Origin of the sequence: Halobacteriovorax sp. DA5 (genome assembly GCF_002903145.1) — a bacterium.
Lineage (GTDB): Bacteria > Bdellovibrionota > Bacteriovoracia > Bacteriovoracales > Bacteriovoracaceae > Halobacteriovorax_A.
The window spans coordinates 15,920-34,014 of sequence record NZ_PPDJ01000009.1 but is presented as its reverse complement, the minus strand read 5'-3'; the positions used below and the strand labels follow the sequence as shown (position 1 = coordinate 34,014).

General features: G+C 37.4%; 19 protein-coding genes. 3 read left to right on the top strand and 16 right to left on the bottom strand.

The window, feature by feature from the left end:
- Positions 1-2: 2 nt before the first annotated feature.
- Positions 3-851 (bottom strand): carboxylating nicotinate-nucleotide diphosphorylase, encoded by an 849-nt coding sequence (gene nadC, locus C0Z22_RS12680; RefSeq protein WP_158246921.1) that lies wholly within the window; start codon positions 849-851, stop codon positions 3-5.
- A gap of 111 nt (positions 852-962) precedes the next feature.
- On the opposite strand from nadC, the gene C0Z22_RS12675 reads away from it, so the two are divergent.
- Positions 963-1,922: a ComEC/Rec2 family competence protein gene (locus C0Z22_RS12675; RefSeq protein WP_233189730.1), complete on the top strand. Its 960-nt coding sequence runs from the start codon at positions 963-965 to the stop codon at positions 1,920-1,922.
- Here the strand turns inward: C0Z22_RS12675 and ung are convergent.
- The 4 genes from ung to C0Z22_RS12655 all read right to left on the bottom strand — a co-directional run bounded on the left by ung (position 1,857) and on the right by C0Z22_RS12655 (position 7,150).
- On the bottom strand, positions 1,857-2,528 hold the full coding sequence (gene ung, locus C0Z22_RS12670; protein WP_103218743.1) for a uracil-DNA glycosylase: 672 nt from the start codon (positions 2,526-2,528) through the stop codon (positions 1,857-1,859). The genes C0Z22_RS12675 and ung overlap by 66 nt on opposite strands.
- A 17-nt stretch (positions 2,529-2,545) precedes the next feature.
- Positions 2,546-4,723 (bottom strand): thiamine pyrophosphate-dependent enzyme, encoded by a 2,178-nt coding sequence (locus C0Z22_RS12665; RefSeq protein ID WP_103218742.1) that lies wholly within the window; start codon positions 4,721-4,723, stop codon positions 2,546-2,548.
- Between the two features lie 116 nt (positions 4,724-4,839).
- Positions 4,840-5,931, bottom strand: a complete 1,092-nt coding sequence (locus C0Z22_RS12660) for a hypothetical protein (protein WP_103218741.1) — start codon at positions 5,929-5,931, stop codon at positions 4,840-4,842.
- A gap of 112 nt (positions 5,932-6,043) precedes the next feature.
- Positions 6,044-7,150 (bottom strand): Glu/Leu/Phe/Val dehydrogenase dimerization domain-containing protein, encoded by a 1,107-nt coding sequence (locus C0Z22_RS12655; RefSeq protein WP_021265862.1) that lies wholly within the window; start codon positions 7,148-7,150, stop codon positions 6,044-6,046.
- Between the two features lie 117 nt (positions 7,151-7,267).
- Between C0Z22_RS12655 and C0Z22_RS12650 the strand changes: the two genes are divergently transcribed.
- Positions 7,268-7,576 carry a 2Fe-2S iron-sulfur cluster-binding protein gene (locus C0Z22_RS12650; RefSeq protein WP_103218740.1) on the top strand — a complete coding sequence of 103 codons (309 nt, stop codon included), beginning with the start codon at positions 7,268-7,270 and terminating at the stop codon, positions 7,574-7,576.
- Here C0Z22_RS12650 and C0Z22_RS12645 read toward each other — a convergent pair.
- From C0Z22_RS12645 to C0Z22_RS12620, 6 genes are all read right to left on the bottom strand, one after another.
- Positions 7,554-8,294, bottom strand: a complete 741-nt coding sequence (locus C0Z22_RS12645) for a hypothetical protein (protein ID WP_103218739.1) — start codon at positions 8,292-8,294, stop codon at positions 7,554-7,556. The two genes, C0Z22_RS12650 and C0Z22_RS12645, sit on opposite strands and share 23 nt — an antisense overlap.
- Positions 8,295-8,476: 182 nt before the next feature.
- On the bottom strand, positions 8,477-9,478 hold the full coding sequence (locus tag C0Z22_RS12640) for an NAD(P)/FAD-dependent oxidoreductase (RefSeq protein WP_103218738.1): 1,002 nt from the start codon (positions 9,476-9,478) through the stop codon (positions 8,477-8,479).
- A gap of 102 nt (positions 9,479-9,580) precedes the next feature.
- Positions 9,581-10,927: a hemolysin family protein gene (locus tag C0Z22_RS12635; protein WP_103218737.1), complete on the bottom strand. Its 1,347-nt coding sequence runs from the start codon at positions 10,925-10,927 to the stop codon at positions 9,581-9,583.
- Positions 10,928-11,134: 207 nt separating this feature from the next.
- Complete coding sequence (locus tag C0Z22_RS12630; RefSeq protein WP_103218736.1) at positions 11,135-11,614, bottom strand: hypothetical protein; 480 nt, start codon at positions 11,612-11,614, stop codon at positions 11,135-11,137.
- Positions 11,611-12,387, bottom strand: a complete 777-nt coding sequence (locus C0Z22_RS12625; RefSeq protein ID WP_103218735.1) for a hypothetical protein — start codon at positions 12,385-12,387, stop codon at positions 11,611-11,613. Before C0Z22_RS12625 ends, C0Z22_RS12630 begins: the two co-directional genes overlap by 4 nt.
- Entirely contained in the window at positions 12,380-12,793 is a 414-nt protein-coding gene (locus C0Z22_RS12620; protein WP_103218734.1) for an NUDIX domain-containing protein, read from the bottom strand. The genes C0Z22_RS12625 and C0Z22_RS12620 overlap by 8 nt, the downstream gene beginning before the upstream one ends.
- Before the next feature lie 81 nt (positions 12,794-12,874).
- Between C0Z22_RS12620 and C0Z22_RS12615 the strand changes: the two genes are divergently transcribed.
- Positions 12,875-13,876, top strand: coding sequence for a tRNA-dihydrouridine synthase (locus tag C0Z22_RS12615; protein WP_146037894.1), 1,002 nt, complete (start codon positions 12,875-12,877; stop codon positions 13,874-13,876).
- Here C0Z22_RS12615 and C0Z22_RS12610 read toward each other — a convergent pair.
- The 5 genes from C0Z22_RS12610 to ftsY form a co-directional block, all read right to left on the bottom strand.
- The gene (locus C0Z22_RS12610) at positions 13,794-14,258 is read right to left on the bottom strand and encodes a hypothetical protein (RefSeq protein WP_146037893.1); all 465 of its coding nucleotides are present in this window, start codon (positions 14,256-14,258) and stop codon (positions 13,794-13,796) included. The genes C0Z22_RS12615 and C0Z22_RS12610 overlap by 83 nt on opposite strands.
- A 72-nt stretch (positions 14,259-14,330) precedes the next feature.
- Positions 14,331-15,884 carry a ribonuclease Y gene (rny, locus tag C0Z22_RS12605; RefSeq protein WP_368667189.1) on the bottom strand — a complete coding sequence of 518 codons (1,554 nt, stop codon included), beginning with the start codon at positions 15,882-15,884 and terminating at the stop codon, positions 14,331-14,333.
- A gap of 15 nt (positions 15,885-15,899) precedes the next feature.
- Positions 15,900-16,505 carry a 5-formyltetrahydrofolate cyclo-ligase gene (locus tag C0Z22_RS12600; protein ID WP_146037892.1) on the bottom strand — a complete coding sequence of 202 codons (606 nt, stop codon included), beginning with the start codon at positions 16,503-16,505 and terminating at the stop codon, positions 15,900-15,902.
- Entirely contained in the window at positions 16,477-16,782 is a 306-nt protein-coding gene (gene zapA / locus C0Z22_RS12595) for a cell division protein ZapA (RefSeq protein WP_103218729.1), read from the bottom strand. The genes C0Z22_RS12600 and zapA overlap by 29 nt, the downstream gene beginning before the upstream one ends.
- A gap of 42 nt (positions 16,783-16,824) precedes the next feature.
- Positions 16,825-18,045: a signal recognition particle-docking protein FtsY gene (gene ftsY / locus C0Z22_RS12590; protein WP_158246920.1), complete on the bottom strand. Its 1,221-nt coding sequence runs from the start codon at positions 18,043-18,045 to the stop codon at positions 16,825-16,827.
- Between the last annotated feature and the right edge of the window lie 50 nt (positions 18,046-18,095).

Below are 18,095 nucleotides of genomic sequence, written 5' to 3'. Positions count from 1 at the left end.
CTCTAACCTCTCGCGTACTTTAGCGATAAATCCACAGCAGGAGCATCGTAAGTAAGAGCACCTATACTGATAGCGTCGACACCTTTTATCAGATAGCTTTCTAATGTATTTAAACGAACACCACCAGAAACTTCAAAAGTAACACCTTCTGGCTTCTCTTTTACAGCTTCTTTAATCTCTTCAGGAGAGAAGTTATCAAGCATGATATGTCTTACACCTTCACCAAGTGCAATCTGTAGTTCATTAAGATCATGAATCTCAACTTCGATTGGCGTATAAAATGAGTTCTTAGATTTGAAGAAATCAATCGCCTCTTTTACACCACCAAAGAATGACTTGTGATTATCTTTAACCATCCACATATCACTTTGACCGAAGCGGTGGTTATATCCTCCACCAGTTACTACTGCGTACTTCTCAAGTGCACGGTATCCAGGAAGAGTCTTTCTTGTATCGAGAATTCTTACGCCACTATCATGTGCAAGAGTTGTAAATTTATTTGTGTATGTTGCAATTGAAGATGCTCTTTGAATTAAGTTAAGAGCAATTCGCTCTCCTGTTAGAGCAATTGAGAAAGGAAGTTTAAATTCAATTTCGGCCATTTCATCCTTTGTGAATTTTTGACCTTCAAACTTTTTAAAGTTTTCATAATTTAAATTAGCACCTAGGTAGTTAAAGGCTTCAATAAAATAAGGCAGGCCACAAAGAACCATATCATCCTTAATCTTTAACTTACATTGAACTTCATCATTTGGAAGTGATTGAATATAGTTCAGGTTACGACTTAGATCATCCTCTTTGAAATAGATCTCTATCGAATCTTGTAGTGCTTTATTTACTAATAAATTCATTTCTTTCTTACTCCGTTTAGATGTTTTTTCTACCATTTTCAAATGAGAAAAAAAACTCCCGAAACCCCCAAAAATCCTGATAATTGCTCAATTTTGACTTATATAGCTGCAATGCGTTTCAATATTATCTTTCTCTTTGCATTTCTACTCATTAATCCACTTTTCTCAAAAGATGACAACAAGCAATATAATCGTCCCCCAAAAATAAAGCTTCCAATTAAAACGAAGGCAGCTTTTCACAAAAAGTCTGAGTTTTACTTCTACCGTTCAGTTTTAACAGGACAAAAATGGGGACTAGATAAAGAATTCAGAAGAAAGCTATCTCACCTAAATTTGCTTCATCTCATGACTCCCTCAGGACTCCACTTAAGCTCCCTCTTTCTCATTTTTTATCTACTAAGAAGAAAGTATCCAAAGGTATCCAATTTTATTGAACTTGTCCTATGCTTAGGATTCTACTTCTTTCTTCCAGGTTATTATTCATTTAGACGAGTGGCACTAATTCGAAGCTTCTTTATTTTAAATAGGATGAGAGAAACAAACTATTCTAAGTTACAAATTTTTATCTTCTTTCTTATAACGGATTTCTTTTTTGGAACTTATCGATACTCTCCACTATCATTTTACTTAAGTACACTATTTCTTGCTCTCATCTTTTCAATTAAAGAGTTTCGTCTTTATAAAATGTATCTACTCTTCTTTGTGGCCCAACTTTTTATAGCTCATAAATTTACGGGTATAATCTATCCAGCAACAATCGTTCTCTCACCGTTACTAACAAGTATTTTCACACTCATTTATCCTATTCTCTTTCTTAATTTATTCTTTATTGATTATTTTAATTACGCACAATGGTTCATTTCAGCATATACGGGATTAATAGAGATAAGTTACGATTTAGCGCAAGCACTCGGCTTTATTCATGTAAATTTTCTCATTTTAATTGGAGTAATTATTTACTCTCAAAGAACAAAGAAGCATGCCTTAGCACTAGTAACAATTGGCCTAATTGCGAACTTCCCAAGAGATAGTCTCGCGATTCTTTTGAGCGAGATAGGCATTGGCCTGTGAAAAAGGCTTAGAGCCGAAGAAACCACGATATGAAGATAATGGTGATGGATGAACTGTCTTAATTACTAAGTGTTTTGATTCATCAATATTCTTTCCCTTCTTTTGAGCAGGAGAGCCCCACAGAATAAAGACAACATTTTCACAGTGATCATTTACGACTTCGATAATCTTTGCTGTAAACTTCTCCCAACCTTTCTTTTGGTGAGAGCCTGCTTGTGCCTTACGGACACTAAGACAATTGTTAAGAAGTAGAACTCCTTCTTTTGCCCAGTCTTCTAGAAAGCCATGCTGGGGAATTTCAATTCCTAGATCTTCATTTAATTCTTTATAGATATTTCTAAGAGAAGGTGGAATTTTAACTCCCTTCTTTACAGAAAAACTTAGCCCGTGGGCCTGTCCTTCACCGTGATATGGGTCTTGCCCAAGAATCACAACTTTTACCTTATCGAGTGGAGTAAGATTGAGAGCTGCAAAGAATTCATCCTGGGAAGGATAAACGTCCGCTTCTTCTGAATCTAAGAATTCAGCGAGCTCTACCATATAATCTTTTTGGAATTCGTTTTCTAAGTGAGAAAGCCAGCTCTTATCATTTAAATAATTAATCATAAGAGCTGGCCTCGGTATTAGTAATTTAAAAGTTTGTTAAGTTGTTCGTATACGTCTGCAACTTGTGGAAGAATGAAATCCTCTGAAGTTGGGCAGTATGCAACGTGAGAGTCTTTTGCAGCAACACGAAGGATTGGAGCATCAAGGGCCTCAAAACATTCTTCGTTAACACATGCAGCGATCTCACCAGCAAAACCAGAAGTCTTAGTTTCTTCGTGACAAATAAGAAGACGATTTGTTTTCTCAAGTGACTTCTTAATTGCATCCATATCAAATGGAGCAAGTGTACGAAGATCGATTACTTCTACAGTCTTACCTGTTTCTGCTTCTATTTTCTTAGCAGCATCAATTGATTTTTGAACAAGAGCTCCCCAAGCAACCACAGTTGCATCAGCACCTTGTTTTGCGATACGAGCTTTTCCAAATGGAATCATATACTCTTCACCTGGATCTGCAGTACGGTTATAACCTTGGTAGTAAAGGTGCTTGTGCTCTAGGAACATAACAGGATCATCTGATCTAATTGCAGTTCTTAAAAGCCCAGCAGCGTCTGCCGCATTTGAAGGGAAGACAACTCTAATACCTGGAACGTGAGTGAATAGAGACTCTCCACACTGAGAGTGATAAATCGATCCACCTCTTAGGTATCCACCGATAGGAACACGTACAACCATTGGACACTTGAAGTCTCCACCTGAACGGTAGCGAGTCGTCGCCATCTCGTTCTTAAGTTGCATATATGCAGTCCAGATATAGTCAAAGAATTGAATTTCAACAACTGGCTTAAGTCCTCTCATCGCCATACCGATTGCACGACCGATGATATTTGCCTCAGCTAGTGGTGAGTTAAACACTTGTCCTTCTAAAGATGCTCTTTGAACACCTGAAGAAACTTTAAAAACACCACCCTTACCTTTAAGGTCTGGGTTATTAAGTCTTTCAAGATCAGAGAAGTCTGCAACGTCTTCACCAAACATTCTTAGTAATGGGTTCTTAGAGAACTCAGAACGTAGAACAGCATTGATAGCTGACGCCATTGGAACATCATCTTTTCCTTCAAAAGTACCTTGAGTTTCAAAGTCTGAAGAAGTTGGATCAATATCGTGTGAGTATAAGTGATCAAGTGAAGTTTCTGGCGCTGGCCATTCAGTATCAACTGCTTCTTTCATTGCACGTCTAACTTCTAGAGAAACTTCTTCAAGAAGATCATTAACTTCTTTCTCAGTCATCACACCAAGTGCGATAAGAGTTTTTGGATATGAGTTAAATACATCAACTTGTTTTTCCTGCGCTAACTCGTCTTTCGTACGATACATTGATTGATCATCAGAAAGAGAGTGAGAGTATGGACGAGTTACATGAGAATGAAGAAGAACTGGCCCCTTCCCTTCTCTAATATGTTTAGCTGCTTTTTCAGCTGCTTTGTATGATTCAATTGGACAATTACCATCACATTCAATGATTTTTAAACCTGGGAATTCATCAAGTGCTTTTGAAATTGATCCACCTGGTGTTTGCATTGAAGTAATTGTTGAAATGGCATAACCATTATCTTCAACGTGGAAAAGAACTGGAAGCTTATTAGCACAAGCAGTTGTAAGTCCTTCCCAGAACTCACCTTGAGCAATTGTTCCATCACCACATGAAGTATAAACAACTTCAGCATCTTCAACTAAAAATTTTGAAGTATCAAATTTGTGTTTTTCTTTTAGGTCTTTAAGTGCAAGTCCTGCTTCAGCAACACCACATGCTTGAAGGAACTGAGTTCCAGTACATGAAGACTTTTGAACGATATTTAGTTTTACGTTACCCCAGTGAGCAGGCATCTGACGCCCGTGAGTTGCCGTGTCTCCGATATTTCCGTTAGCTTGGCAAAGCATTTCATATGGAGTTACACCAAGACCAGTACAAAGTGCTCTATCACGGTAGTATGGGATAAACCAGTCATGCGCAGGCTTTAGAACTTTTGCAAGAGCAGATAAAACACCTTCGTGTCCTGCACCAGAAATTTGAAAGAACGCAGTCGACTGCTTCTTCATTGTGATCTCTGCATCGTCTAGTTTTCTTGAAACGAAAACGTTACGAAGCATCCAAATAAGATCTTCTTTCGAAAGATTGTATTTTTTAATAATCTCTTTTTTCTTATCTAAGTTGGTAGAACCCACATTTGATCCTTTTGCAGTTTTATCAAGCATTTAACGCCCCTTTTTAAGTGGAGCTAGATTACCAATTTTAGTGCAAAAGGTGCACATGCTGTGCATTAAATTTTAAAATAATATTTGACGGATTTCAGCTATTTAGAGGTATTTGGCTAGAAGCCACTAGAAATTCCTAAAACATATCGACGATCGACCTTACCTCTGAAGTCAGAATCTGTTGTATCAACAGCATAAGTTGAGAGATCGAACTCCATTTTCTTAGTACGAATACCAATTCCACCAGAACCGAAGCCATCGCCGTAGCCCATTCTCAAGAAGAAGATACGACGTAGATCAAACTCAAGACCAAGCCCAAGCTTTCTTTTGAAGTCCACTGTATCATGAGCATTTAAAAAATCTTTATAATCTACTTCTAAGTGAACGCGTACAGTTCTACCAAGTTGTGGCGTAATAGAAAGCCCAAGGTCATAACTTTGTTTAACTTTATCAGGGGCTCCAGCACCATTCATTTTTTTAAAACTATCACCAGTTGTATTGTGGCTAACAACAGCAAGCGTAGGGATAAAGGCCGTTGGAAGAGTTATTCTCATTCCAGTTGTTAGATATAGCATTCTTCCGCGATTATAATCATCATCCGCCAATGCTAGTGGAGTATTTGGATCCGATTGTCCAACAGCTTCTTTACGAAATAAATAAGTAGCAGAAGCACCAAATTTAAAAATTCCTCCAAAGAGAGAAAAGTTAAAAGCTGCATACGGACCAGTATCTGTTCTTTGGGCGTATTCAAATTGGTCACCAACCTGATCACCGATAAATGTTCTTTGCTGAACTGAATACATATAACCAATCGTGAAATATCTAGTCGCAAAATTTGGCATCATTTGAAAACGGCTGTGAGCAACTGTTCCCTTGTTTTGATTAAGTAATTTTCTAGCACCTTCAAGTGATAGGGCCTCAAATAAATCACCAGCATTACCAGTTACATCTCCACCAAAAAGCGTTTCCATCCAACCTTTATTCGTCTCAAATTGGAAGTTAGAAAGATGGAAATGACGGCCTCGATAAGTACCAAGTCCAGCAGGGTTATAGAATGCCGCTGAAGCATCATCGACTTTACCAATAAAGGCATTTCCCATGGCAAGTGCACGAGAAGACGTAATGAGTTCTGGAAAAACTGCATCCTCAAACTGTATTGCAAAAATACTTGAGTGAATTAATAGGCAAAATAAAATCAACTTCTTCACAGGCTAATTTTACCTTAAGAAACGACTGATTTTAACTCGTGGCACAAAGTGCCTCTAGGCATAAAAAAGGCCCGTAAAAACGGGCCCTTATATCGTAAAATCTTGATTGAGATTAACGCTTTTTTCTACCTGGGAATCTATGTCCAACGTGACCTAGGAATTTCCCTTGGATATTCTTGATTGACTCAATTCTAGATTCAGCAAGGATATCTGTCGCTTGGTAAACTGGAATATCTTGTTCTTCAGAAATATTGAAAACTTCTAGAGTTGTATCATAGATTGAATCAACCATTCTGATTGCTTTATCTTCTGACCAACCTTCAAATTCGATTGAAACGTTCATAACACCACCAGCATTGATTAGATAATCTGGAGCGTATAGAACACCTCTTTCCTTAAGAATTTTACCGTGACGGTTTTCTGCAAGTTGGTTATTTGCAGCACCAGCTACGATTTTACACTGTAGACGATCGATTGTGTCATCGTTGATTGTTGCACCAAGTGCACATGGAGCATAGATATCCATTTTAACGTCATAGATTTCATCGATCCCAACAACTTTTGCATTTGGAACTTTTTCCTTGAAAAGCTCAAGGTTCTTTTCATTGATATCACATACGTAAACTTCTGCACCTTCATTGTATAGGTACTCACCAAGGTAGCGTCCAACAGAACCTGCACCTTGAAGTGCTACTACTTTACCTTTTGGTGAACGGTTTCCATAAACTTTCATACATGCTGCTTCAATACCTCTGAAAACACCACGTGCTGTCCATGGAGATGGGTTACCTGAACCACCGTGGATTTCAGCAACACCAGCTACGTTATTAGTTTCAGTAAATACGTGCTCAATATCATCAACACTAATATTTACGTCTTCTGCAGTAATATAACGACCGTTTAATGACTCCATAAAACGTCCGTAAGAACGGAATAGAGCTTCTGACTTATCTTTTTCTGGATCACCGATGATAACAGCTTTACCACCACCAAGGTTTAATCCAGCAACAGCATTCTTATATGTCATACCTCTCGAAAGTCTTAGAACATCGTTAAGTGCTTCTTCTTCTGATTCATATGGCCACATTCTTGTTCCACCTAAAGCTGGTCCAAGTACAGTGTTGTGAATCGCTACGATTGCCTTAAGGTTACAACTTGGATCACTAAAAAAGATAACTTCTTCGTGTCCGTCTTTGTATAATCTCTCAAAACTAGGCATTGTTTTTTCTCCTTAGAAAGTTTGCAATAATTACCTGAATTTACGCAGGAATTAATGATGCTAAAATAGTGCTATTAGAGCTGAAAAGAACAATAAACTTTCAAGGATGAAAACTGTATGCACAGAGTGTCACTAATTGGAAATGATGAGCAAGTAACTGAATTTACAATCGAAGAAGGTCAGACAATTTTTGACGCAATACAGGATCAAGGTCTCACTCTACCCCATGGATGTCTAAGTGGGTCATGCGGCTCATGTCGTATTCAAATTATCGAAGGTAGTTGCAATCTACAAAAGCCAGGAATTATCGAAGAAAATACAATTGAGGCCATCGCTCCCGAGCACACTGAAGTTGCAGAAGGTAATATCCGTCTAGCTTGTCGTGCAAAAGTCACAGGTGATATTAAAATTTCGATTCTAAAATAAGTTGAAGAATTGCACGAAAGTGTTGTTTGCGATCAAATCTCCAAGATTCATTTTCACCTTTTAGAAAGTCCATATTTTTTTGATCTAGCACTGTTGTTAAGTGATCCACGTCGTTAATGATTACATGGCGATAAGGTTTTAGTAATGAAGATCTTAAATCAACCATTCCATCGTTGCGCCCAACTCTTTCAAAAATAAAGTTACGACTAATCTCTAGTGATGTCTCTCTTCCTTCTTGCTCGTTGATGAATGTAATAAATTGAAGAAGGTTAATATTTTCAAGTGCCGCTTCAATTTTAGCAGCATTGGCCTGCATATAATCAGAACGAATTTTTGTTCCAACTGATTCCATTCCGCTAACATCACCACCAAGCAGCGCAAATAGCCACCCCATAACAGTTTTCTTAAACGAGCTCTGAATAAAATAATCCGCTAAGACCGAACCATGATAAGGCGATTGCATTGAAACCCAACCAATAACTCTTTTAGAAACCTGCGGATTATTAATAAGTACATCCAAGAACTCGAGTCCACCTTTAGAATGACTGACGACGAGTATTGGGCCATTTATCTTATCAATCTCATTTTTTATAAATTTTGAATTCTTACTAACTGGATCTTCTGATTCAACGACTATTCTTTTGAATTTTACTTTATGTTCTTTTAATAGATCCATATAGTCGCGAAAGTAATCACCTGTGAAATACGAAAGATTCACGATCTGACCAGAACCCTCTATTGCTGATTGCGAGAGAATTCCAGGAAGGAAAACAACAGTTAGATTTGATAGATTCTTTAGTTCGGCTTCTGTTAAGCCTTGTTTTGATTGATAAAGACTTCGGTATTGAGTTGTCTTATTTTGTGCCCTGACTACTACTGTAGTCAGGACAATTAATATAATTAAGCTAAACCTTGTGAAGTTAATAACGCTGCCCTTTTCTTTCTTCTGATTTTGGCGTTGATATCATCAAGTGAGTCAACGGCCATATCCCAAGCTGTGTAGATTTGCTTCTTACGGTTGGCCCTTAAATCACCTGCAACATAAAAGTTTTCAATATTTGTTTCACCTTTATCATTAGCTAGAACATAGCCTCTACCGTCAATTTCAGCACCAATAGCTTTGGCAAGTTCATTATAAACGATTGTTCCAAGCGAAACAAAAGAAAAGGCAGACTCTAGCGTTCTTCCGCTAGCAAACTTATAACCCTCGATTATTCCGCTCTTGCGATCACCAAGAATATCAACAATGGCTTCAGTGAACACTTCAATCTTATAGGCTTTGATTAATTTTTGAGTCTCTTCATCAAATTGTGGAGTCTCACCATTTGTTAAGATCGACATTGAAGGCGTGTTGTAGCGTTCTTTAAGCATCACTGCAACCCAGGCTGCACCAGAAGTGTGACCAATAATTGAAGTATGCTTGTCATAAACATGGTGGCCATCACAACGCAGGCAATAGTCAACAGTTTGAGCGTTTGCAAAAGGTAGAATTGGTTTGATGCTATCATTAAAATGAGGCTGAACATCCATAATTCCAGTACAAAGCACAACATACTCTGCTTGATACTTTTCACCTGAACTATCGATTAACTCAAAACTTCCGTCACTTAACTTTGTTACTTCAGTAACACCCTTTCCCTTAACGAAAGTCAGATTATCTTTAAATTCAGATTGTTCAATCCACTCAAGAGTTTCTTTGTTAGGCTCTTCAATACCTTTTTTATATTTATGAGTACCAGGCATATTTTCAACTTTATATACCCATTTCTCACGAGAACGTTTCTTATCCTTAGGTGTTCCAGGAAAAAGAACAACTGAATCATTATTTAAAACACCGCGTAGTGTGGCCATCATTCCGGCCGCGCCACCACCGATTACTGCAATTTGATATTTATTAGACATAACTACTCCATGACTAGTTCGAATTTAGTATAGTCTATCAGAAAGAGGGAATCTAATAGATTCCCTCTATGTAAGCTTTAGCTAAATTTATGTTAATTTGGATTATTTAACAGGAATTTCTAACAGATCGTCAGTATTCTCAGTGGCCTCTTTGGCCTCTTTCTTAGAGAAGAAGTGTTTCTCCCCATCAACATCTTTAATCTTAACTTGCTTGATTTCATAGTCAAAGACTTCAGTTAATTCAAAGCTATAGCCTTCCCAGATAATAATCTGACCTGCTTCAGGAAAGTTATTTCCAAGCATATCAAGTAAAAAGCCAGCAAGAGTCGAATAATTATCATTAAGTGGTATCTTAATATCGTAATCGTGATCAAGATCTCTTAAATTGGTTGCACCATCGATATCAACACCTTCAATAAGATCACTCTCTTGATAGTCCTTTGTAATTTCATCAATATCATCATCGTGTTCATCTTGAATCTCGCCAAGAATTTCCTCGATAATATCCTCTAGTGTAATGATACCAACAATTAAACCGTTCTCATCTTTTACCAGGGCCATGTGAACTTTCTTACGGTTCATATGGTCGAAAACTGCTTGAATTTTCATGTGCTCATAAACAAAGAATGGGTCTCTTAAGTGGTTAACTAGAGTAAAGTTGTCACGCTCAGACCTCTTTAAAAAAGCAAGCTCTTTGACGTGAAGGAAACCTTCTATATTATCAATCTCACCATCAACAACTGGATAACGTGAGTGAATTGATTCTTCAATTTCACTAATTACATCTTTATATGAGCTATTAACTTGAATACTCTTGATTTCCTTACGAGGAATCATAATGTCTTTTACTTTGATCTTTGGAAATTCAAGGATTGAGTTAAAAAGATCAATTTGCTTATGATCAATCGTATTTTCTTTCTCTGCTTTTTGAATCATAAACTCAAGGTCATCCTTCGTTACAATTCTACCTGTTAGCTGAGCATTCTCACCAAGAACAGTGTGGATAAGCCAAACCATAATTTTAATAACAGGATAAAGTAGATAATAAAAAATTTGTAGAACACGGATAACAAAAAGAGATAAGCTTTCAGCGTGCGTTCGTGCAAATGTCTTTGGAATAATTTCACCAAAAATTAGAATGACAAAAGTTGTCGCCCCGACTGCAATACCAATGGCATCATCCGCAAATAAACGGGTGGCAAGAACTGTCGTTAATGATGAGGCAAAAATATTGACGACGTTATTTCCAACGAGAATTGTCGTCAGGATCTCACTTGGGCGATCAATCATAAATGCAATTGCTCTTCCCTTTGCACCACCTTCTTGAATAAGCTGGCTAGCACGATCGTGAGGAATCGAAAGTAGGACTGCTTCTGAACCAGAAAAGAAACCTGAGCCAATAAAGCAGATTATTAATAGGACAATCTCAAGGCTGCTTACATCAGTCATTGCCTTGTCCTTGTTTAGTAAATTTCGTTGAGATTTTTTTTAAGAAGTAACAACAATAAAGCGGAGGTTCTATAAGGAGTTTCCTTGTTACGGGTAGGAATCTATATTGAGCTACCCCTTCGTTTAGATATAAATATTTTATCAGTAATTCTGATATGATTCAATACATCATAAACCAACAAATTTCAAGGATTTGAGCCACAAACCCTAGTGATGATCGAGTTGTTCGCCCTTGAAGTCATGATCCGAGTAAACAATACGATCATTCATTTCATGGTTGAAATCATATATCTCATTGATATTACTGACCTTCCTGAAGATTGTATGACACTTATAACAAATAACAACAGGAGGAAGTCTCTTAAATAGTGCAAAATCAAATACATATAAAATAATAAAAGGTGCCACAGAATATGGGGCATATTGAGTTGTTGCCACATATAAAGTCGCTAAGGCAGCAATTACAAAGAGCATTACCCCAATTTTCCGATTAAAGTCTTTTTGTTTGTAAAAATCCTTTCTTTCGCAACATGGGCAATCCTTAAGAATACCCTGTTCGTGCTCTTCATTCATCTTCACAGGAGCTTTGGTATGACAAATTTGACACTCAACTTCTGTCACCTCTTTATTAGGGTGAAAAGAAACAGCTGAACCACATTCTTCACAAGTTAAAGTAATTTCCATCATAGTAGTAACCCATATGTATAAAATAAATAAATCGCAATCATTTCACCAATAAAGACAAAGATTGTCATGGCATAGAAAATCCCTGTCGCACTTTGAATACTTCGCATACTAACAAGCTTCCATCCAAAGACGCTCATTCCAAAAATAACCAAGTATCCCCAAACATCACGCATGATAACCATTAGCCAATTGAAAGCATAACCGCCACCAAGTTCAGTTCCAGTAACTAAGTAAGGCCCAAGTTTAGTATGCTCAAATCCAGACCAAACAAGCTTAACAGCAAGTAGTACCCACATAGCGAGGGTAGCCTTTTTAAGAGGAACTTCCGAAAGCTTTGGTGTAACAAGATACCAGTGACCTAAGATCATGGCATAAGTAATAGCACCAAGATAGTAAACAGAAGAGCCAATATATAGGTAATTCACTAAGTTCTTATCTTGAAAAAGATAGAGAGCGTAAAAGCCAATTAAAGTTGGGATCGCATATAAAATCCAAAGAGCAGTATTCTTCTCATCATAGTGATTATGCAACTGATGATGAAAAAGGATGCATATTGTACTGATATAAAGAAGGATTGCTTCTAAGTCTGTTGCACTATTTCCAGTTACAATATGAGCAATGGCCGCAAAGAATAAACTCACAAGACAAGTCGTTGATAAAAGCTTTTGAAAGCCTCCACCTGTCATTTTAGAATTTGCTACTGGTGCGAAAGTAAAAACTCCAAAGCCCAGGGCCAAGAAGAAGTACTTTGCCATTTCAAATGTATTACTCATTCAAATTACTCTCTCGTATAAAATGCTCAACTAAGCGCATGATAATGATTTTATTTGCTGCTGGAATATTAAGGTTTTCTACAACATTTTGAGCGTTTTCAAAAGGTATCTTTTGACTGATCAGACTCATTTCTTTTGTATATTCAGTAACATAGACATATAAGAAAACACTTCGGTCTGAATATTCATGTTTGAGCTGAGTGAAGAGATTAATTTTATTTAATCCAAAACCAACTTCTTCCATAAACTCACGACGAGCGGCTTCTTCAACACTCTCGCTAGACTCGACCTTTCCCCCTGGGAATTCAATCATGCCATCGAGTGGGCCATCTTCTTTTCTAACTTGTCCCCAAAGAACAAGCCCATCACTTTCAAGTGAATATGGGATTACAATTGCGATTTCCATAAATAAACTTTTACCCTAAAAATTTTGAAATGTTAAAAAAGCAACGTAGCTTTTTGCGCCTTTATTGTTTATAAACCAAGGGTGAGTACATTACCCTTTAAACAAAATTCAATCATATTCGCTCCGATGGAAGGTGTGACGGATGGCCCATATCGTGAGGTCATTCAAAGAATATTTGGCGACTGGGATTATTACTATACTGATTTTTATCGAATACCATCTGTTGGTAATGTGCACGCAAAGACATTAATCAAACACTTTGGTGAGTCTTATCTACAAAAAAAGGCCCATACTAATCAAACAGCTTACCAATTTCTCACTTCTGAAATTGCACAAACTGAGCAGGCCATCTCACTTATCAGCGAAATGAACTATCACCATATCGATTTGAATCTTGGCTGTCCTTCAAAAAAGGTGAATTCAAATAAAGGTGGTGCCTATCTTTTGTCTGACCTTAAGGCCCTTGAAAAAATTATTAAGCAAATTAGAGAAGGTTTTAAAAATACTTTTACAGTTAAAATTAGAATTGGATATCGCGATGATAGTCTCTATCTTGATCTCTTAAAACTTTTTGAAGATTGTGGCGTTGATGGAATCACAATTCATGCTCGTACAAGGGACCAGCTTTATAAAGGCGTAGCAGACTGGAGCTATATCGAAAAGGCCGTCAAATTTTCCAATCTTCCCATCATTGCCAATGGAGATATTTGGACTATTGAAGATATCAATCGAATCTTCGATCAATGTAATCCATATGCTGTCATGTGTGGTCGAAGCGCACTTAAGACACCATGGCTTGCTTCAATCTATAAAGAGTATCAAGGCAATTTAGATTTCATCAGTGACGAATTTCTATTAAAGGTACGCGCTCAAAATCTAGACCTCTACTTTTATGAGTTAGAAAAAGAATATCGAAAGTATGGTTTTGTCGATTCAACTATTCTTAAAAGATTTAAGGCATTTTGCCGCTATCTATTTGATGACTATGAAAATTTTGAAACTATTCGTGGCCGTTTTCTTCGTGCTCAGAACATTCATGAGTTTCGTGCTCATCTAGATCAATTTGTGGCGAGTTATTCTTAATAAAGAAATAAAATGTTATTTCAAAAAGAAGCACACCAACGACGTAAACAATTCGCGCCTGAGTTGAAATCCCAACAAGACCAACTAGCAAGAAAAATAAGAAACCTGGTAGATGTCTAAGGACGACATTCCCCCAAGTGTTATCAGGAATACGGTCTTCTAAGATCGTATAAAAGTTCATAACCGCATTGGCAAAGTTGAAGCGACTTGTACGTCCTTCAAAGTATTCGTCACGGTTTGGATGGCAGTAAAGACCTGCAAATGAAATGGCCGTAAAGAAACATATATATTCTTCAGTTGAAAAACTAAAAATAGCGGATGCAATAAAGAAAATTATCAATGCCGGAAGAAAATATAAATAATAACGAATTCCAATTTTCATCTCATCTCCAGAAGTTCCAAAAAAGAAAGGCACCATATCGGTGCCTTACTTATATTATAAATGGAAGTTATTTTACTTAGCAACTCCAACTGCTTTTGTCTCACGAACAACTGTAATTTTAATTGTTCCAGGGTAAGACATTTGCTCCTCGATTTGCTTAGCAATATTACGAGATAGCATAACAGTTTCCTCATCCGTAACCTTGTCATTTTCAACAAAGACACGAACTTCACGTCCACCTGAGATTGCGTAAGACTTGCTAACACCTTCAAAAGAATTAACAATTTCTTCAATATCAGTAAGACGAGATACATAAGACTCAGTAAGTGCTTTACGAGCACCTGGTCTTGCTCCAGAAATCGCATCTGCTGCTGCAACAATGTGAGCAAGGATTGATTCTGGTTTTTCGTCATCGTGGTGAGCACGGATTGCGTGAACAACATCCGCAGACTCTCCATACTTTCTAGCGAAGTCAGCACCGATAACAGCGTGTGAACCTTCAGCAGATGCATCAAGTACTTTACCGATATCGTGTAGTAGACCTGCACGGCGAGCTTGTTTAATATTCAGCCCCATCTCAGCTGCCATTGAACCACAGATAAACGCTGCTTCAATTGCATGCTGGTATTGGTTTTGAGTATATGAAGTTCTAAAGTTTAGAGCACCAACAAGCTTAAGGATTTCAGGGTGGATACCATGAACACCAATCTCCATTTGTGCTTTTTCACCTAGAGAAAGAAGCTTCTTCTCAAATTCAGCTTTTGATTTATCGTGGAATTCTTCAATCTTTGCAGGGTGAATACGACCGTCAGCAATTAGCTTCTCAATTGTATCTTTAGCAATCTCACGTCTAACAACGTTGAATGAAGAGATAACAACAATTTCAGGAGTATCATCGATAATTAAGTCAACACCACAGATTTGCTCAAATGCACGGATGTTACGACCTTCACGACCAATTAGTCGACCTTTAACATCATCAGATGGTAGGTCTACAGTTGAGATCGTCTTTTCACCAACGTGCTCACCTGCGTATCTTTGAATTGCAATTCCAACAATTCTCTTCGCACGAGTCTCAGCTTCTTCTTTAGCTTCTTCTTCCATACGAGTGATCATTTTAGAAAAATCTACTTGAGCTTCTTCTTTCATCGTATCAAGTAGTTCATCTTTTGCTTGCTCTTTTGTCATAGCAGCAACTTCAGATAATTTAGTTGCATACTCTTCTTGGCGAACAACAAATTTTTCTTTTTCTTTAAGAGCATCAAGTTCTTTTTCTTTTACGTCTTCTTCACGCTTCTCGACTTTCTTAGTCTTCTCATCAAGTTCATCCATTTTCGATTCAAGCTTTGCTTGTCTCTTATTTAGATCTTTTTCCTGATCGTTAAGTTCGCGCTTCACACGCTCGGCATACTTGTCAGCTTCCTTCTTTTCTTCTTGAGCTGCCTCTTTTGCCTCTTTTCTTGCTTTATAGCTAATGTCTTTTGCCTGTGCCTTGGCCTTTTCAATTATTTCGTCACCCTTCGCTTCTCTTTCAAGCACTTCTTTTTTAGCTTGAAGATTACGGATAACAAAACCAACTGCTAGTCCAACGACAAGGAAAAGAAGTGAAGCTAAGATTAAATCCATACTCATTTCTCTCTCCTATTTATTAACTTTAATCACTTCCCGATCAGTTACGATAAAATCCATTGCTTGATCATGTTCCTCAAAGACAACTTCATCACTTAACTGTTGATTAAAGCAAACTCCTATTTTTATAACTTTCTTCTTATCAATATTAATCAATCTATTAAGGTAAATGTCGTAATAACCTTTACCTCTTCCCAAACGATGGCCTTCATTATCAAAGGCAACCCCTGGAACTAAAATAACTTCAGGAAAAATTATTGAATCACTATCTCTAGGAACTCTAAATTCTTTTCCAAAAGCTTGAACTATTTCAAGTTCATTTATTGGTGTATTTCGAAAACACATCTGTGTTGATTCTTCACCAAACGAAGGGAAACTAAGTATTGCTTTCGCCTTCAAATTTAAACAATTAACTTCACCAGGAATTGGAAAGAAAACCCCTAGGTGCTTAGGATTTAAGTTTTCGGATTTTAAAAGAGAATCGATATTGGAACAGATTTTCTCAGACAGCTGTCTTTGATCATCTAAGCTTAAATTAGCTAATATTTCTAATACCTTTTTTCGAAGCTGTTTCTTTTCAAGACTCATCTTAATGAGTTTTTGGAAGTGCTTCTTCAATCAACTTTAGTGCATTATCAGAAAGAGACTTAACTTCGTTAATCTCACTTCTGTATTCCCTTTCTAAGGATAGCTTTTCTTTTGCCAACTCAAGTGCAACTAGAGCTGCTAGTTGTGAGTTAGAAATTGAAGGCGCCTTTTGGCGAATATTGCTTGCGATTGATTCAACATACTCAACAATTTCAGTTGCTGAAACAACCTCATCTTCATTAGACTCTTTGAGTCTAAAGTTATGACCTAAAATTTGATATTCTTTTACTTCCGTACTTATATCCATAGTTATTTAATTGTAGTCCTACAAAGGATTTCAGTCAATCAATCAATTACCTACTAGTGCGTCAAGATACTCATCTAAATTAAACACACTCAGGTCTTCGACATTTTCTCCAACACCAATATAGGTAATTGGAATTTGTAGACTATCAACAATGGAAATTGCACTTCCGGCTTTTGATGAACCATCACATTTCGTAAATACCAGACCAGTTAAATCAAGTGCCTTATGAAATTCCTCTGCTTGGCGAATTGCGTTTTGACCAGTGATCGCATCAATTACTAAGAGAGTATGGTGTGGCGCATCTGCCATTAGCTTCTTTAGAACATTCTTACTCTTTGTTAACTCTTCCATCAGGTTACCTGCAGTATGAAGACGTCCCGCAGTATCAAGAATACAGTAATCAGCTTTTTCATTAATCGCTGTTTGCAGTGCATCGTATCCAACACCACTTGGATTTGCCCCTTCTTTTGCACGAATCATTGTTGCACCTGCTCTCTCACACCAAACTTGAAGCTGATCAACAGCTGCTGCTCTGAATGTATCGCATGCACCAACAACAACTTTTGCACCCTGCTGAGTAAGTTTTGTTGCTAATTTTCCAATTGTTGTAGTTTTACCTGCACCGTTTACACCTACGATCATAATAACCTTAGGCATTCCCGTTGCATTTCCTTTAAATTCAAAAAGATCTCCTTCGTTTCTTGATTGAACGTCGGCCATTTTATTCTTTAAGAATTCTTTGATGTATATTTTAAATTGAGCTTCATCGAAGTCAGCACTCTTTGCTTTCTCTTCAAGAGATTCGATCAGCTCACTTGTTGCCTTAGGCCCAAGATCTGCACCATAAAGAAGTTCTTCAACCTCCTCAAGCGCGTCTTCATCGAGACCACCAGCACCAAATAGACTTCCAATTTTTCCCCAAACACCATTACGTGAACTACTTAAACCCTTTGTTAGTCTTTCTTTCCAAGACTTCTCAGGAACAGGAGTTGGTGTTGGTTGCGCCTTCGCTACCTCTTCAGCAACAGCAACTTCTTCGACCGCTTCAACTTCTTTAGTTTCAGAAGTAATCTCTTCTTTGACCTCTCGATCTGGAAGCTTTGATTGTGCCTTTGGCTTAAGAAGATAGAAAATACCAGTAAATCCACTGATACCTAGTGCTGAACATAGCGCGATAAATGCATACGCCATTTCAATAGTTATCGTCATATTTAGCTGGGCCTGATCTGCCCAAGACTGTAAAAGAGCAACGAGTTGCAACATAATATATTCTCCATTTTGTGTGTTTAAGAGATATGATATGTAAGCATAAA

Excerpts from the sequence above, each read along its gene's own strand:
- nadC (WP_158246921.1), bottom strand. The coding sequence starts at position 851 with ATGAATTTATTAGTAAATAAAGCACTACAAGATTCGATAGAGATCTAT.
- C0Z22_RS12675 (WP_233189730.1), top strand. The coding sequence starts at position 963 with ATGCGTTTCAATATTATCTTTCTCTTTGCATTTCTACTCATTAATCCA.
- ung (WP_103218743.1), bottom strand. The coding sequence starts at position 2,528 with ATGATTAATTATTTAAATGATAAGAGCTGGCTTTCTCACTTAGAAAAC.
- C0Z22_RS12665 (WP_103218742.1), bottom strand. The coding sequence starts at position 4,723 with ATGCTTGATAAAACTGCAAAAGGATCAAATGTGGGTTCTACCAACTTA.
- C0Z22_RS12655 (WP_021265862.1), bottom strand. The coding sequence starts at position 7,150 with ATGCCTAGTTTTGAGAGATTATACAAAGACGGACACGAAGAAGTTATC.
- C0Z22_RS12650 (WP_103218740.1), top strand. The coding sequence starts at position 7,268 with ATGCACAGAGTGTCACTAATTGGAAATGATGAGCAAGTAACTGAATTT.
- C0Z22_RS12640 (WP_103218738.1), bottom strand. The coding sequence starts at position 9,478 with ATGTCTAATAAATATCAAATTGCAGTAATCGGTGGTGGCGCGGCCGGA.
- C0Z22_RS12635 (WP_103218737.1), bottom strand. The coding sequence starts at position 10,927 with ATGACTGATGTAAGCAGCCTTGAGATTGTCCTATTAATAATCTGCTTT.
- C0Z22_RS12630 (WP_103218736.1), bottom strand. The coding sequence starts at position 11,614 with ATGATGGAAATTACTTTAACTTGTGAAGAATGTGGTTCAGCTGTTTCT.
- C0Z22_RS12625 (WP_103218735.1), bottom strand. The coding sequence starts at position 12,387 with ATGAGTAATACATTTGAAATGGCAAAGTACTTCTTCTTGGCCCTGGGC.
- C0Z22_RS12620 (WP_103218734.1), bottom strand. The coding sequence starts at position 12,793 with ATGGAAATCGCAATTGTAATCCCATATTCACTTGAAAGTGATGGGCTT.
- C0Z22_RS12610 (WP_146037893.1), bottom strand. The coding sequence starts at position 14,258 with ATGAAAATTGGAATTCGTTATTATTTATATTTTCTTCCGGCATTGATA.
- rny (WP_368667189.1), bottom strand. The coding sequence starts at position 15,884 with ATGGATTTAATCTTAGCTTCACTTCTTTTCCTTGTCGTTGGACTAGCA.
- zapA (WP_103218729.1), bottom strand. The coding sequence starts at position 16,782 with ATGGATATAAGTACGGAAGTAAAAGAATATCAAATTTTAGGTCATAAC.
- ftsY (WP_158246920.1), bottom strand. The coding sequence starts at position 18,045 with ATGTTGCAACTCGTTGCTCTTTTACAGTCTTGGGCAGATCAGGCCCAG.